Origin of the sequence: Amycolatopsis pigmentata (assembly GCF_042684065.1) — a bacterium.
GTDB lineage: Bacteria > Actinomycetota > Actinomycetes > Mycobacteriales > Pseudonocardiaceae > Amycolatopsis_E > Amycolatopsis_E pigmentata.
Window position 1 is genome coordinate 1,075,221 of sequence record NZ_JBHUKR010000004.1, and the last position, 15,346, is coordinate 1,090,566.

12 protein-coding genes are annotated in these 15,346 nt (G+C 68.8%); 10 read left to right on the top strand and 2 right to left on the bottom strand.

Annotated elements, in window-relative coordinates; genetic code table 11:
• The first annotated feature begins 5 nt into the window (after nt 1–5).
• Genes ACFSXZ_RS06665 through ACFSXZ_RS06675 form a run of 3 tightly spaced genes read left to right on the top strand, consistent with a single transcriptional unit; the run spans nt 6 to nt 4,141 of the window.
• Entirely contained in the window at nt 6–2,297 is a 2,292-nt protein-coding gene (locus ACFSXZ_RS06665) for a terpene synthase family protein (protein WP_378262322.1), read from the top strand.
• Between the two features lie 37 nt (nt 2,298–2,334).
• On the top strand, nt 2,335–3,729 hold the full coding sequence (locus tag ACFSXZ_RS06670) for a family 2B encapsulin nanocompartment shell protein (protein ID WP_378262324.1): 1,395 nt from the start codon (nt 2,335–2,337) through the stop codon (nt 3,727–3,729).
• A gap of 37 nt (nt 3,730–3,766) precedes the next feature.
• Complete coding sequence (locus tag ACFSXZ_RS06675; protein ID WP_378262326.1) at nt 3,767–4,141, top strand: MmcQ/YjbR family DNA-binding protein; 375 nt, start codon at nt 3,767–3,769, stop codon at nt 4,139–4,141.
• On the opposite strand, the gene ACFSXZ_RS06680 is transcribed toward ACFSXZ_RS06675, so the two are convergent.
• Both ACFSXZ_RS06680 and ACFSXZ_RS06685 read right to left on the bottom strand, forming a co-directional pair.
• Nucleotides 4,110–6,467 carry an ATP-binding protein gene (locus tag ACFSXZ_RS06680; RefSeq protein WP_378262328.1) on the bottom strand — a complete coding sequence of 786 codons (2,358 nt, stop codon included), beginning with the start codon at nt 6,465–6,467 and terminating at the stop codon, nt 4,110–4,112. The two genes, ACFSXZ_RS06675 and ACFSXZ_RS06680, sit on opposite strands and share 32 nt — an antisense overlap.
• 69 nt (nt 6,468–6,536) lie before the next feature.
• Nucleotides 6,537–7,079, bottom strand: a complete 543-nt coding sequence (locus ACFSXZ_RS06685; RefSeq protein WP_378262330.1) for a DinB family protein — start codon at nt 7,077–7,079, stop codon at nt 6,537–6,539.
• 92 nt (nt 7,080–7,171) lie between these two features.
• Between ACFSXZ_RS06685 and ACFSXZ_RS06690 the strand changes: the two genes are divergently transcribed.
• From ACFSXZ_RS06690 to ACFSXZ_RS06720, 7 genes are all read left to right on the top strand, one after another.
• Nucleotides 7,172–8,155, top strand: a complete 984-nt coding sequence (locus ACFSXZ_RS06690) for a helix-turn-helix transcriptional regulator (protein WP_378262332.1) — start codon at nt 7,172–7,174, stop codon at nt 8,153–8,155.
• A gap of 417 nt (nt 8,156–8,572) precedes the next feature.
• Nucleotides 8,573–9,820: an RICIN domain-containing protein gene (locus ACFSXZ_RS06695; RefSeq protein WP_378262334.1), complete on the top strand. Its 1,248-nt coding sequence runs from the start codon at nt 8,573–8,575 to the stop codon at nt 9,818–9,820.
• Nucleotides 9,821–9,978: 158 nt separating this feature from the next.
• Nucleotides 9,979–13,092: an amidohydrolase family protein gene (locus ACFSXZ_RS06700; protein ID WP_378262336.1), complete on the top strand. Its 3,114-nt coding sequence runs from the start codon at nt 9,979–9,981 to the stop codon at nt 13,090–13,092.
• Between the two features lie 284 nt (nt 13,093–13,376).
• A complete protein-coding gene (locus ACFSXZ_RS06705; RefSeq protein ID WP_378262338.1) occupies nt 13,377–13,787 on the top strand; it encodes a DUF222 domain-containing protein in 411 nt (136 codons plus the stop codon).
• A 2-nt stretch (nt 13,788–13,789) separates the two neighbouring features.
• Nucleotides 13,790–14,002 carry a hypothetical protein gene (locus ACFSXZ_RS06710; RefSeq protein WP_378262340.1) on the top strand — a complete coding sequence of 71 codons (213 nt, stop codon included), beginning with the start codon at nt 13,790–13,792 and terminating at the stop codon, nt 14,000–14,002.
• 49 nt (nt 14,003–14,051) lie between these two features.
• Nucleotides 14,052–14,273: an imine reductase family protein gene (locus ACFSXZ_RS06715; RefSeq protein ID WP_378262342.1), complete on the top strand. Its 222-nt coding sequence runs from the start codon at nt 14,052–14,054 to the stop codon at nt 14,271–14,273.
• Between the two features lie 11 nt (nt 14,274–14,284).
• The gene (locus ACFSXZ_RS06720; protein ID WP_378262344.1) at nt 14,285–15,295 is read left to right on the top strand and encodes an amidohydrolase family protein; all 1,011 of its coding nucleotides are present in this window, start codon (nt 14,285–14,287) and stop codon (nt 15,293–15,295) included.
• Nucleotides 15,296–15,346 lie beyond the last annotated feature (51 nt).

Below are 15,346 nucleotides of genomic sequence, written 5' to 3' on the forward strand. Positions count from 1 at the left end.
CGGACATGGGAGATCGACCGTTCGAACTGCCGGAGTTCTACCTCCCCTGGCCCGCCCGCCGGAACCCGTACCGGGAAAGCGCGCGGGACCACAGCCGGGCCTGGGCGCACGAGATGGGCATGGTCGCGGCGGATCCGGACAACCACGAGACGGCCGTGTGGGACGAGGCGGCGTACGAGAGCGCCGACTACGCCCTGCTCTGCGCGTACACGCACCCCGACGCGACGGACGAAAAGCTGAAACTCGTCACCGACTGGTACGTGTGGGTCTTCTATTTCGACGACCACTTCCTCGAACACTACAAGCGGACCGGTGATCTGACCGGGGCGCGGGAATACCTGACCGGGCTGGCGGAATTCATGCCGGCCGGCCCGGCAACGGAGATTCCCGGCGGGAAGAATCCCGTCGAATGGGGGCTGGCGGACCTGTGGCGCCGCACCGCGGGCACCATGTCCGCGGACTGGCTGACACGTTTCTCGGAAAGCACAAGGAATCTCTTGGAGGACTGCCTCTGGGAACTGGCGAACATCACCGAGGGCCGCGTGCCCAACCCGATCGACTACGTGGAGATGCGGCGCAAGGTCGGCGGCGCGCCGTGGTCGGCGGACCTGGTCGAGCTCGCGATCGGCGCGGAGGTGCCTGCCGCGATCGCCGCGAGCAGGCCCCTGCGGGTGCTCAAGGACACCTTCGCCGACGGGGTGCACCTGCGTAACGACATCTTTTCCTACCAGCGCGAGACCGAACAGGAAGGAGAGGTCAACAACGGCGTGCTGGTGCTGGAGACGTTCTTCGGCTGCGATCCCCAGCGGGCCGCGGATCTGACCAGTGAACTCGTCACGTCCCGGCTGGAACAGTTCGAAACCACGGCGCTGACCGAGGTGCCGCCGCTCTGCGACGAGTACGCGCTCTCCCCGGCCGAACGCGCGAGCGTGTTCGGCTACGTGAAGGGACTCCAGGACTGGCAGGCGGGCGGGCACGAATGGCATCTGCGTTCCAGCCGCTACATGAACGACCGCGGCGGTGGCGCTCCCGTGCTCGGCGGACCGTCCGGGCTCGGGACCGGGATCGCCACGCCGACGGTGCCCCGCCCCGGCCCGGGGTGGCGGCGAAGAGCGCGGCAACACTCGCACACGTTGTTCGCCCCGGTCGGCCACCTGACGCTGCCGGAGCTCCCCATGCCCTTTCCCGTGCGGATGAACCCGCACCTGGAGCCCGCCCGCGCGCGGGTGGTCGCCTGGGCGAGGGCGATGGGCATGCTCGACCCGGTGCCCGGCGTGTGGGACGAACGGCGCCTGCGCGTGTTCGACCTCGCCCACTGCGCGGCGATGATCCATGCCGATGCCGATCCGGAACAACTGGACCTGACGGCGGGCTGGCTGACCTGGGGCACCTACGGCGACGATTACTTTCCCGTGATGTTCGGCTCCCGCCGCGACATCGCGGCCGCCAAGCTGTGCAACGACCGGCTGCCCGCGTTCATGCCGCTCGACGGCGAGCCCGTGCAGGCCCCGCTCAACCCGCTCGAACGGGGGCTGGCCGACCTCTGGCGGCGCACCGTGGCCCCGATGACCCAGGCGGCGAGAGCCCGTTTCCGGCATTCGGTCGAGGACATGACCGGAAGCTGGCTGTGGGAATTGGCCAACCAGGCGCAGCATCGCATCCCCGACCCGGTCGACTACATCGAGATGCGGCGGAAGACCTTCGGGTCGGACATGACGATGAGCCTGGCGCGGCTGCGCCACCTCGATGAGCTGCCGCCGGCACTCGCGCGCACCCGCACGGTTCTCGCTCTGGAAAACGCCGCGCAGGACTACGCGTGTTTCACCAACGACCTGTTCTCCTACCAGAAGGAAATCGAGTTCGAAGGCGAGGTGCACAACCTCGTCCTGGTCGCCGAAAACTTCCTCGGCACCGACCGGTGGACCGCGCGCGACGTCGTGGCCGATCTCATGGCGGCGCGCCTGCGGCAGTTCGAACGCATCGTCGCCGAGGATCTGCCGCGCCTGTCCGACGAGTTCGGCCTCGACGGAGCGGGGCGGGCGGCGCTGACCCGGCACGCCGACGGCCTCAAGGACTGGATGTCGGGAATCCTGGAATGGCATCGCCGGTGCGCGCGCTACACCGAGGCCGAACTCCGGCGAAGCCGTGAACTCGTGGCGGGCACGGACATCCCGCCGGCCGCCCGTTCGTGGCGGGTGGGCCCGTGCGGTCTGGGCACCGCCGCCGCGCGTCCCCCTCGTCTGTCCTCTGTGGACGATTATTCCCTCTCCCCCGCGACAGCAGGTGATCACCGATGAAACCCCTTGTGGCAACTCGCGGCCGTCGAGGTGACCAATGACCGCACCGGATCCTCGGACCAATGGGCACACCAGGCTGAGCCTGGACACGGCCGCGGCACGCAACCTCGCCACCACCACCAAGACACCGCCGCACACCCCGTCGACCGGCCCGCGCTGGCTGATCCGCATGCTGCCGTGGATCGAGGCCGGTGGCGGCGCCTACCGGGTCAACCGGAGACTGACCTACCCCGTGGGCGCCGGACGGCTGACCTTTTCCTTCGCCGCGGGCCAGGCGCGTGTGGTGCCCGGCGCGCTGCGGGAACTGCCGTCCCTGCGTGACCTCGACGACGAGGGCACGCTGGCCGACCTCGCGGCGCGGTTCACCCAGCGCGAGTACGGGCCGGGCGACGTCATCACCACCGCGGGCCATGCCGCGGGTGAAATGGTGTTGCTCGCGCACGGCAAGGTCAGCACGCGCGCCACGGGTCCCTACGGCGGAGAGACCGCGCTCGACGTGCTCGCCGAAGGCGGTTTTCTCGGCGAGGAGGTGCTCACCGGCGCCCGGCCGACGTGGGCGGTCACGGCCGTCGCGCTCACGCCTTGCATCGTGCTGGCGCTGTCCCGCGCGGCAGTCGGTGAGATCACCGCCCGGTCCGGCCGGCTGAGGGCCCACCTCGACCGGATCCGGGACAGCCCGGCACCCGCCCGCACCAAGCACGGCGAAGCCGCGATGCGCCTGGCTTCCGGTCACCAGGGTGAGCCGGGGCTGCCCGGAACGTTCGCCGACTACGAGCTGGAACCTCGTGAGTACGAGCTCAGCCTCGCCCAAACCATCCTGCGCGTGCACACCCGCGTGTCCGATCTCTACAGTTCGCCCCTCGACCAGCTCGAGGAACAACTGCGGCTGACCATCCAGCAGCTGCGGGAAAGACAGGAACACGAACTGATCAACAATCCGGACTTCGGGTTGCTGCACAACGCCGATCTGCGCCAGCGCATCCACACCACGGCGGGTCCGCCGAGACCGGGCGACCTCGACGAGTTGCTGTCACGGCGCCGCAAGTCGCGGTTCTTCCTGGCCCATCCCCGGACCATCGCCGCGTTCGGCCGCGAATGCACCCGCGCCGGGGTTTACCCGGACAGTGTGGAGATCCAGGGCAGCAGGCTCCTCGGCTGGCGCGGGGTGCCGATCTTCCCGTGCGACAAGATCCCGGTCACCTCACGGGGTACCAGCTCCATTCTCGTGCTGCGCACCGGCGAGAAGGACCAGGGCGTCGTAGGCCTGCGGAGAACGGGCATCCCCGACGAATACGAGCCCGGTCTGAGCGTGCGCCTGACCGGGATCGACGACAAGGCCATCGCCTCGTATCTGGTCAGCGTCTACTACTCGGTGGCGGTGCTCACCCCGGATGCCCTCGGCGTGCTGGAGAACGTCGAAACGGCACGCTGAACCGCGGCCCGGCATCCCACCGGCTAGATTCGAACCCATGACTCCGCAGGAGCTCAAGGCCGCGTGCCTGGCGCTGCCCAAGGCGCGCGAGGAATTCCCGTTCGACGACGCGAACAGCGTGTTCAAGGTGGCGGGCAAGATCTTCGCGATCAGCAGGCTCGGCGCCAGCCCACTGCGGGTGAGTCTCAAGTGTGATCCGGAGGTGGCGGTGCATCTTCGCGCCACCTATCCGGCGGTGACACCCGGCTACCACCTCAACAAGCGGCACTGGAACACCGTCGTCGTCGACGGTTCGGTGCCCGAGGGCCTGGTGCGGGAAATGATCGAGAACTCCTACGACCTGGTCGTCGCGGGCCTGCCCGGGCGTGTGCGGGAACAGCTCAAGTGGGCGGGGCTGAGCCAGGAGCACTGAGGCGGAAGGGCTGCTTTTCGCTGTCGACGGCCACCTTGCGTTTGGTCAGCCAGGCGGCGATCTGCGCACGGGAAGTGAACCCGAGCTTGGTCAGGATATTCTCGACGTGGGTTTCGACGGTGCGTTGCGTGATCACCAGCCGGGCCGCGATCTGCTTGTTGCTCAGCCCCTCGGTGACCATTTCGGCGATCTCCAGTTCCCGGCGGGTCAATCCCCCGGGCTGGGTGGAGTGTGGCCGCCGAGAAGGGGTCCGTGGCTCCGGTTTCTCCGCCAGGACATAGGCGATAGCCTCCTCGACGCTTAATCGGGAGGTCGCCGCGAAGGCCTCGGCGAAGGTTTCCGCGCCGAGTGCTTTTTCCGCGGCCTGGCGGCAGTCCCGGTCGAATGACCAGTACGCGTTGGTCGCCGCGATCCGCGACTCGCTGGCGTGCAGCACGGCGTGCGCGGCGCCCAGCAGGCCTGCCGCCTGTTGGTGGCGTCCGAGCGCTCCGGCGGACCAGGCGAGGCCATTGATCGCGAGGTTGAGCAACCCGTAGTCGGGCAACCGCGCGGCGACGACCTCTCGCAGGAGAGCCTCGGAACGCCGGTAGTCGCCACGCCGCCACACGTGCAGGCCCAGCGTCCACAACGCGTAGGTGCGCGACCAGGTCGCATGGTGTGTTTCGGCCAAGGCCAGCGCTTCTTCGGCGACCTGCTCGCCCGCCGGATCGTTCAGGTAGAACAGGGCCGACGACAACAGCGACAGGATGCCGTTCACCTCCATGGGGTCACCGGCCCGCCGGAAACCCACCAGGGCCTGTTCCGCGAGTGCTCTGGATTTCTCCAGGTCGCCGTCGAAGTAGGCGACCATACTCGCGGCCATCGCGTACCGGGCTCGCAGGAGGTCGTCGTCAAGGGTGACGGTCAGCTCGCGCAATTCCGCCAGGAGCCCCCGAGCCTTGTCGAGAGCGCCGCCCGTGGTCATGATCTCCACAGCGGCGCGGAGCGCCTCCGCCCGGAGCGGAGTGGGCTCCGGCTCGGACTCGAGGGCCGCGCGCAGCCAATGGGCGCCTTCGGCGAGGAGACCTCCCGCGAACCAGAACTGCCGCAGTGGCGCGGCGATCTCGGCAGGCCGGTATCCCCGGTCCGGGCGGTCGATCGCATACCGCAACGCACCGCGCAGGTTCGGCAGTGCGCCGCGCAACCGGTCGATCCATTCCCGTTGGGAGGAGCTGAACTCCTCCTGCCGATAGCGCTGGGCGAGTCGAACCCAGTAACCGGCATGGCGGTCGCGCACGGCTTCCTCACGTCCGGACATTTTCAGTCGAAGCTGGCCGTACTCGCGTGTCGTCTCCAGCATCGAATACAACACCGTGTGGCCTTCGGTTCCGCCGACGCGCGCAATGATGGACTTGTCGAGAAGCCCGGCGACCAGGTCCAGCACTTCCCCGGCCGCGATGCCGAACCCGCCGCAGACCGCTTCCGCCGCCTCCAAGCCGAAATTCCCGTCGAACACCGAAACCGCCACCCACACCGCGCGTTCGGCGGGCGTGCACAACTCGTAGCTCCAGGCGATGGTGGCTTCGAGGGTCCGCTGCCGGAACGGAGTGTTCGCGGCGCCGGCGGTCAGCAACGCGAACCGGTCGTCCAGCCGCCGCAGGATCTCCTCCAGGGAGAACCTTCTCAGCTGCACGGCCGCGAGTTCCAGAGCGAGCGGAATCCCGTCGAGCCGCCGGCAGATCCGGAACACCGTCTCCCGGTTGCCGGCGTCGACGCGGAAATCCGGCCGGACCGCCGCGGCGCGATCGGCGAACAGCGTCACCGCGTCGGATTCGTCCGATTCCCCGGCGTTCGAGACGGACAACGGCGGAACGGTCAGGACCCGCTCCCCGCGGATGCGCAACAACTGCGTGCTCGTCGCGAGCACCCGCAACTCCTCCGCCGATTCCAGCAACCCGGCCACCAGCACCGCGGTCGCTTCCAGCACGTGCTCGCAGTCGTCCAGCACGAGCAGGAGCCGTTTGCCGGAGAAGTATCCGGCGAGCGCGGCCGCCGGCTCCTCGACCGTCTCGGCGAGTCCCAGGGCACTGGCGACCGCGGAGGGCACCAAGGCGGGATCGCGGAGGTCACCCAGGCGAACGAACCAGACTCCGTCCTGGAACGATCCGCGCGTGGCCTCCGCGGCAACGGCGGCCAGGCGGGTCTTGCCGACCCCGCCGGGGCCGCTCAGCGTCACCAGGCGAGCCGAGCCAAGGAGCCGCCGGACTTCAGCCAGTTCCCGCCGCCGCCCGACGAAACTGGTCGACCGCGCGGCGAGGGTTCCGGCTCCAGGGGATCCACCGGACATGACACACAGTGTATGTGGTGGCGGAGCGTCAGCCACAATGCGTCATGGGGAGTGGGTGATGGGACACGCTCACCCCATGGTCTTGGCGCCGTCCAGTGACTCGCGGATGATGTCGGCGTGGCCCGCGTGCTGGGCCGTCTCGGCCATGATGTGCAACAGGACACGGCGGGCCGACCGCCGGGCGCCGGGCTCGAACCAGGGGGCCCGTGGCAGCGGGTGGGTGCCGTTGAGGTCGGGCAGCGCGGCCACGACTTCGTCGGTCCGGCGACCCGCTTCGGCGTAGTCCTCCAGCAGTCCGGCCAACGTCTCGCCGTCGGCCATCCGGAACCGTTGCGCCCACTGCGCCTGGGCTTCCTCGGTCATCTCGGTGAACTCGGGAAACGCCGAGGGGCCTTCCTGGATGAAGTCCACCCACATCCGTTCGACGGCGGTGACGTGCTTGATCAGCCCGCCCAGGCACAGTTCGCTCACCGTCGTCCGCGCCTTCGCCTGTTCGTCGGTGAGATCACGGACGGTGTAGCGGAGGAAGAACCGATGCTGTGCCAGAGCTTCGAGCAGGTCGGCCTTTTCCGCGGACAGCGCCGGCTTCTCGGCGGTCTCGGTGCTGGTCATGGGGGAAGTCCTTTCCGTTTTCGTCGGTACGCAGACGAAGTTAGCCCGCATTGCGGCCACTTCCTGACCTCAATGAGGCCAGAATGAAAACCATGGCGAACACCAGCTCGCGAACCCTCCGGTTGCTCTCGCTGTTGCAGACCCATCGGTTCTGGCCCGGCACGGAACTGGCCGGGCGGCTCGAAGTGTCGGCGCGCACGCTGCGCCGCGACATCGAACGGCTCCGTGACCTGGGGTATCCGGTCGAAGCCACCCGCGGGGTCGACGGCGGGTACCGGCTGGCCGCGGGCGCCGCCCTACCGCCGCTGGTGGTCGATGACGACGAGGCGGTGGCGCTCGCGGTCGGGTTGCAGGCCGCCGCGCAAAGCGCGGTCGAGGGCATCGAGGAACCCTCGGTGCGGGTGCTGGCCAAGGTGACCCAGGTGATGCCGGCGAGGTTGCGCCGCCAGGTGGAGGCGTTGCGGGCGATGACGGTCTCCGCGATGTGGACTCCCCCTGCCGATACCGGAGTCGACGCGGGAGATCTGACCACGGTCGCCCTGGCCTGCCGGGACAGCGAGCGGCTGACGTTCGCCTACCGCACGGCCGAAGGGAAGCGCGGTGACAGGCATGTGGAGCCGCACCGGCTGGTCGCGCTCGACCGCCGCTGGTACCTGGTCGCCTACGACCTCGGCCGCCACGACTGGCGGACCTTCCGCGTCGACCGCCTCACCGCGCCTTCGGCCACGGGCGCCCGGTTCCGGCCGCGCGAACTGCCCGCCGCGGACGCGGCCGACTTCGTCCGCTCACGGCTCGGCGCCCTGCCGGCCTCTTATCAGGTCGAGGCGCGGCTCGACGCGCCCGCCACGGTCGTCCGCCAGAAGGTCGGCCGGTGGTGCACGGTCGAGGACATCGACGAAACGACCTGCCTGCTCCGGATGACCACCCATTCCCTGGACTGGGCGGCCCTGACGCTCGGCGTCACCGGCGCCGGGATAGAGGTGCGCTCGCCCCGCGAGCTCGTCGGCTACCTGCACGAGTGGGGCGATCGGTTCAGCCGCGTTGAGAGCGCTTTCTCGACGTCGCCGGGACAATGACGGTAAACAAGCGGGTCGCGCACACCGAAAGGCATTCTCTCGCCGACCGCCGAAATCGTGGCTGAAAGCGCATTCACCCGCCGGAGATACCTACGCCGGACGGGAAAGTATTACGGAAACCTGAAACGGTGGCCCTCGGACAGCGTATCGGAGGGGCACCCGCCGGTCACTTTCCGCGAGAACGGGAAAAACAACTCACCCCCAGCACAACCCGATTGACCGATTTCCGCCGGGGAGAGCGGACTGGCAGGCTGGCGAAGCCACGCCTGGGTTACCGCCGTTTGTGCGCGATTTCCTTCCAGGGGCATGGGCGGCGTGGCCCTGGCTTCGAGTTCCACGCCAGGAAGGACCTGCAGCAGCATGCGCCTGTCGCGAGGGGAAGATCAGGGGCGGCGATCCGGACGAAGAGCAGGGAGAATGGCCGCGCGGCTCGCGGTCGCCGCGCTGATCGCGGCGATACCCACGCTGACCGTCGTTCCCTTGGCCGAAGCCGGCCCACTCGAACAGCACACTCCGGCCACCTACAACATGCAGGGCGCGTCCGCGGACACCGCGTCCAAGTGGTCCTCGGACATCCGTGACCTCACCGGAAGTCACGATGTCCTCGCCCTCCAGGAGGCGGGGCCACTGCCACCCATGACCCCGGGCGGTTCGTTCGACTACATCGGCAGCTTCGGCAACGGCGCGGGCACCGTTCATCACTACACGCGCAACTTCGGCACGTTGTCCCGTCCCCTCTTCCGCCACGTCTACTTCATGCAGACCGACCCCAACGGCAACCGGGTGAACCTCGCGATGGTGACCCAGAACCAGCCGGACGAGGTGGTCGTCGTGCCGCCCACCTTCAACACCAGCCGCTGGTCGTTCGGGCTGCGCTTCGGGCAGACCGTGTTCTTCACCATCCACGCGCTGTCCGGCAGCGGCAACGACGGACCGAACATGGTGCAGCGCATAGCCCAGTTCACGGCGCAACAAGGCTGGGACTACGCGGTGATGGGCGACTTCAACCGTCGTCCGGACACCTGGGGGAACGGCAGGCTTCCCCAGGGCGGGCATATTTACCGCACCGGGGAAGCGACCCAGGTGCGCCAGGGCGAACTCGACTACATGATCGCGTCCCGGGACGTGCCCCTCTACACGGGCAGGCTGCTGGGCGGCTACTCGTCCGACCACTTCGCCGTCGACTTCCGGGTGTTCCCGTTGCGCGCGGCCGGTCTGCCGGTCTCCATCGGCAGCTACAGCAACCACGGCGACGGCGAGCGGATCCTCGACATCTACGAAAACCAAAGCGCGAACGGCACGCACGTCATCACCTACGACCTCAACGGCGGCCGCAACCAGCTGTTCAACCTCGTCCCGGCCGGCGTCGACGGTTACACCCTGCGCAGCCTGTCCACCGGCAAGTGCGTCGACCTCGACCGGGGCCCCAACGCACAGGCCGGGGACTACGTCAACGAATGGGACTGCCAGGGCCAGGCCACGCAGATCTGGCAGTTCTACGCGTGGCCCGACGACCCGGGCGCGGCGCTGGTCTACAACCCGTACAAGCACATGTGCCTGGACGTGCTGGGAAACAAGACCGGCAACGGACGGTGGCCCGGTATCTATCCGTGCACCGGCGCCATCAACCAGAAGTGGACGCTGCAGGACCGCAGCCTGGATTGACCGCGGACCACGTCCACGGACACGAGTGAAGAGCCGTCGCGCCGGGGGGCAGGCGGCTCTTCACCGTGATCCCACGATGCCGGTTTTTCCTCTACCATCTGCCATGTTCGGTGATTCTCCGACGGACCCTTGGGGGGCCTTCAGTGGGTATTCCGGCAGTGAACAGGCGCGGCTTCCTCACGGGGGTGGCGGGAGCCGCGGCGCTTTCCGGGCTCGGTGTCGCGAACAGCCCGGAGGCGCTGGCTCAGACCAGTACGGGCCGCGCCGGGCCGGCGGTCCGGGAGGGCACGAACATGGCCGCCCAGGTCTCGCCGGACGGCCGGACGATCGCCATCGACCTGCTCGGCGTGCTCTGGCTCGTGCCCGTCCACGGCGGGCAGGCAAGGCGGCTGACCGGCGATCTGTTCGACATCGCACAGCCGGACTGGTCCCCCGACGGGACGACGCTGGTCTTCCAGTCCTACCGCGACGGCAACTTCCACCTCTGGACCATCCGGGCCGACGGCACCGGGTTACGCCGGCTGACCACCGGCCCGTTCGACCATCGCGAGCCCCGGTTCTCCCCGGACGGCAAGCGGATCGTGTTCTCCTCCGACCAGTCCGGCGGTTACGGCCTTCATCTGCTCGATCTCGCCACCTCCGCGATCACGCCGCTGACCGACACCGCCGAAGAGGAGTACGAGCCTGCCTTCTCGCCAGACGGAACCAAGGTCGCCTTCGTGACGGCGAACCGGCGCGTCGATGTCGTGTCGCTCGCCGACGGCAGCAGGCACACCGCGGCCGAAGTCCCGGCGGGCCAGATCGTGCATAGTCCGCAATGGACTCACGATGGCGCCGATCTGGTGTACTGCCTGTTCTCCGGCGTAGGGTTGGGTTCGACGGCGGGGAGCGCGCAACTGGTGTCGAAGGGCGCGCCGCTGTTCTCCGGCGAAGACGTGTTCCCGTTCCGCGTTTCGTGGCTGGGCCCGGACGAGTATGTCTACACCGCCGACGGAAGGATCCGGCGGCGCACGCTCGGTGGCAACGCCCGCGAAATAGCGTTCTCCGCCTCGGCCGGCGTGGTCAGGGCGCCACGTAAGCCCACCCGGCGTCGGGATTTCGATTCGCCCGGTCCACGGCCGGTGAAGGGAATCGGCAGCCCGGTCCTGTCCCCCGACGGCACGCAGGTGGCCTTCCGCGCCCTCAACGACATCTACGTGATGCGCATCGGCGGTCCGGCTCGGCCGCTGACCGGAGACGCCTGGTGGAAATGCGATCCCGCCTTCTCCCCCGACGGCGCCTCCCTGTCGTATTCCACCGATCGAGGCGGCAAGCTCGACATCTGGATCCGGGATCTGCGCACCGGGAAGGACCGGCAGCTCACCCATCTTCCCGGCGCCGCCGCCGTTTCCGGGTCGTGGTCGCCCGACGGCCGCCACATCGCCTTCCTGGACCAGACCGGTGCCCTGCACACGGCCGAGGTGGCGACCGGCGCGGTCCAGCGGGTGTTCACGGCCACGTTCGAACCGGGAAGGCCGACGTGGTCGGCGGACGGTTCGGTGATCGCGCTGGCCGCCATCCGGCCGTACTCGTCCCGGTTCCGCGAAGGGCTGAGCAAAATCCTGCTGGTGGACCGGAAAACGGGCAAGGCGACCTACGCCGACCCGATGCCACACCGGTCGATCCAGACCCGGGGCGACGACGGGCCGGTGTGGTCGCCGGACGGCCGCAGAATGGCGTTCGTCGTCGGCAGCGTCCTGTGGACCGTCGACGTGCATCCCGACGGCACGTTCGCCGGAGAGCCACGGCAGATCACCTCCGAGGTCACCGACGCACCGAGCTGGCGCGGGGATTCGCGGGAAATGCTCTACCTGAACAACGGGCGGCTGCGGCTGGTCTCCGCCGACGGCGGCACTCCCCGTACCGTGCCGCTCGGTCTCACCTGGACGAACACGCGGAGCCGCGGCCGGGTGGTGATCCGCGCGGGCCGTGTCTGGGACGGCACCAGCCACACCCTGAGGTCCAATGTGGACATCGTGGTGGACGGGCACCGCATCGCTTCCGTCGAACCGGCGGGCCGGGCGACCGACGGCGAAATCGTGGATGCCCGGGACGCCGTGGTCATGCCCGGCCTGATCGACATGCACAACCACCGGGAAATGCAGGGCTACGCCTACGGTGACCGGCAGGGGCGGCTCTGGCTCTCGCTCGGTATCACCACGACCCGGTCTCCGGGCAGTCCCGCCTATCACATGGTGGAAGAGCGCGAATCCGTGCGGTCCGGTGCCCGGATCGGCCCGCGCTATTTCGCCACCGGAGAGGCGATCGACGGCAGCCGGATCTACTACAACTTCATGCGCCCCACCTACGACGACGAGCAGTTGCGGCGGGAACTCGAACGCGCCGGAGCACTGGACTACGACCTGATGAAGGCCTACGTCCGGCTCGCCCCGGAGTGGCAGCGACGGGTCATCGACTGGGCGCACGAGCGCGGAATTCCCGCCACTTCCCACTATCACTACCCCGCGTTCGCCTTCGGCGGCGACGGCATGGAGCACGTCGGCGCGACGAACCGGCTCGGCTACTCGCGAACGGTGAGCGCCCTCGGCGCCGGGTACGGCGATGTCATCGATCTGTTCACCGCGGCCGGGGCGGCGCGCACGCCGACGCTTTTCCTTTCCGCCGCGCTGTTCCGCGACGACACCAGCCTGGTCACCGACAACCGGATGCGCACGCTCTACCCGGAATGGGAGTACGCGTCCCTGCTCGCCGCGGCCAAGGACGCCCGAAGCGGCGACCAGACCGTCAACCTGGCGAACCTGGCCCGTCAGGTCGCCCAGCTCAAGGCCATGATCCGTGCGGGAGGCCGGGTGATCACCGGGACCGACTCGCCGATCGACCACACCGCGGTGAGCACGCACATGAACCTGCGCGCGATGGTCACCTACGGGCTCACGCCGTACGAGGCGCTGACCACGGCCACCAGCGTTCCCGGCGAGGTCCTCGGCGAACCCCTCGGCCGCGTCGCCCCCGGAATGTACGCCGACCTGACGATCCTGGGCGGCGACCCGCTCGCCGACATCAAGCAGGCCGCGAACGTCCGGCAGGTCATGGTCAACGGCCGTCTGTTCGCCGTGCCGGAACTCCTCGCCCCGTTCACCACGGCCGCGCCGGCGGTGCGGCCGAGCGCGGTCCTCTCCCCCGTCCCCGACCACCCCGGCAACAGCCGCTACTGGTGGCACGACCCGCATTACGTGGCCACGGCACGGTATTCGTGCTGCGCCGGAGGCTGAGCCTCGGGCCTTGCCGACCGCGCAGGCGCGGCGGCTTGAGCGCTTGGCTCGGCCCTGTCTCTCTGCCGGGTTTCGGTGTCCCCAGTTGATGGTCGTGTCGTTGAGGACCGTGTAGACGTTGCGGCGCTTCGACGGTTGCCGTACGTGCTGCGCCGACTGCCGTGCACCGCTTCGTGGATCCCTTGCCTGTCAGAACGGGGTGTGTACCGGTGTGGGCCCCGACCGACTGAGAGGCGTGGGGCGGCGCTCGCCCGGCTCGGGCGGGCGCTGGCGGACCCGACCCGTTGCCGCGCACGCTGGAGGCGATGCGGCACGGTGAAATCGATGGGTACAAGGCGGCGAAAATCCACGAACCCACCGCGCTCCTCACTGATGCGGAAGCCCGCCAGGTCGACGCGGTCATGTCCACCCGCTTGGCGGGGAAGGACCCGGGTGGCCTGCGGCGGTCGGCGAACCGGGCGGTCGCGAGGATCGACCCGGAGGGCTATGCCGGGCGTTGCCGTGCCCGCCGTGTGCGGCGGAAGGTGGAGTTAATTCCCCTGGATGAGGGAATGGTCCAGCTCTCCGGCGATCTCCCAGTGGAAATCGGCGTGGCCGCCTACCAGCGGATCGACCGGGAGGCCCGGCGCCGGAGGGATAGGGCCCACGCCGCGGCGCCCTCGCCACCCAGCTCCTCGAGGCCGGGCACCCGGTGACCGTGTGGAACCGGACATCCGGCCGCGACAGCTCTGTGGTCGAACGTGGCGCCGAAAGCGCTGCGACGGTCACCGACGCGGTCACCCGGCGGCCACTGATCGTCGCCTGCCTGCTCAGACACTGCCTCGGTCCACGAAACCCTCGGCCCTGTAGTCGGCACGCTACGTCGCCGTCGGCTTCGCCGCCCGGGCCACCCCGTTCATCAGCGCCATGACCAGCTCTTTCGCCCGGCATGCACGGTTTATCGACAGGGGGATTACACCGTGCCCGGGCAACAGAGCCTGGAGTTCTCGGATCTGTCCCCCATCGTGCGGGCCAGCACCGAACAGGGCGTGGACCCCGTGACCATCGCGGCGGTACAAGCGCTGATCAGCCGGGAGATCGCCAACGGTCATGGCGCCGAAGGATTTGCACGGATCTATGAGAGCCTGCGCACGGACAATTCGGCGACGGCCCCGAGAAAGGCCGGCCGAGCCATCAACTGATAGGAGACTCGATGGACGCTCCGTCACAGGGCGCCAAGACCGCGCCTCTCATCGCCATCGAAGAACACTGGATCCTGCCGGAGCTGACGGCCGCCCTCGCCGCCATGCCCGAGCGGGTTCGCGACGAAAGCCTCGTCTTCAACGAGATGGGCGACCATCGGCAACGCCTGGAGGACCTGGGGACGGACCGGATCGCGGCCATGGACGCCCAGGGCATCGACGTGTCGGTCCTCGCCCTGGCGCCGCCGGGGACCCAGCCGCTGCCACCGGAGGAGGCCCTGCGCCTGAGCCGGACCGCCAACGATGTCGCCGCGGCGGCCGTCGGCGCCCATCCGTCCCGGTTCCGTGCGTTGTCCACGCTGCCCATGTCATCGCCCAAAGACGTGGCGGGTGAGCTCAGGCGGGCCGCGAGCCTCGGTCACGTAGGCACCATGGTCTACGGCCGATCGGGCGAGTTCATGCTCGATGACCCGGTCTACGACGACTTCTTCGCCACCGCTGCGGAACTCGGCCAACCGGTGTTCCTGCATCCCCAGCTGCCGTCGTCCGCCGTTCGCGACGCGTCGTATCGCGGTTTCGATGCCGCCGTCGAACTCGGCCTCGCCACCTTCGGGTGGGGCTGGCACCTGGACGCCGGGACGGCGGCGCTGCGGTTGATCCTCCGGGGCACCTTCGACCGGCATCCCGGCCTCCAGGTCGTGCTCGGCCATTGGGGCGAGATGCTGCTGTTCTGGCTGGACCGCGCGGACAGTCTCGCTCGCGTCGCGGGCTTGCGGCGATCGGTTTCGGACTATCTGCGGTCGAACTTCTTCATCACCGCCTCCGGCATGTTCAACCCGGCGCTTCTGCACCACGCCCTGTCGGTGACCTCCGCCGACCGGTTGATCTTCTCGACCGACTATCCGTTCCAGCATCCGACGCGAGACGAAATCGGCTCCTTTCTCGCGCAATTTTCGTCCGGGGAAGATCGGCAGAAGTTCTCGTCGGGCAACGCGGCATCCCTGTACGGCATCGACCTCTGACACGCCGACGGCACGGATGGCGAAGAGGATGCCATCCGTGCCGTCGCTCAA

Bases quoted from the DNA above. Each gene is read 5' to 3' on its own strand.
- ACFSXZ_RS06665 (WP_378262322.1), top strand. From the start codon at position 6: ATGGGAGATCGACCGTTCGAACTGCCGGAGTTCTACCTCCCCTGGCCC.
- ACFSXZ_RS06670 (WP_378262324.1), top strand. From the start codon at position 2,335: ATGACCGCACCGGATCCTCGGACCAATGGGCACACCAGGCTGAGCCTG.
- ACFSXZ_RS06675 (WP_378262326.1), top strand. From the start codon at position 3,767: ATGACTCCGCAGGAGCTCAAGGCCGCGTGCCTGGCGCTGCCCAAGGCG.
- ACFSXZ_RS06680 (WP_378262328.1), bottom strand. From the start codon at position 6,467: ATGTCCGGTGGATCCCCTGGAGCCGGAACCCTCGCCGCGCGGTCGACC.
- ACFSXZ_RS06685 (WP_378262330.1), bottom strand. From the start codon at position 7,079: ATGACCAGCACCGAGACCGCCGAGAAGCCGGCGCTGTCCGCGGAAAAG.
- ACFSXZ_RS06690 (WP_378262332.1), top strand. From the start codon at position 7,172: ATGGCGAACACCAGCTCGCGAACCCTCCGGTTGCTCTCGCTGTTGCAG.
- ACFSXZ_RS06695 (WP_378262334.1), top strand. From the start codon at position 8,573: ATGGCCGCGCGGCTCGCGGTCGCCGCGCTGATCGCGGCGATACCCACG.
- ACFSXZ_RS06720 (WP_378262344.1), top strand. From the start codon at position 14,285: ATGGACGCTCCGTCACAGGGCGCCAAGACCGCGCCTCTCATCGCCATC.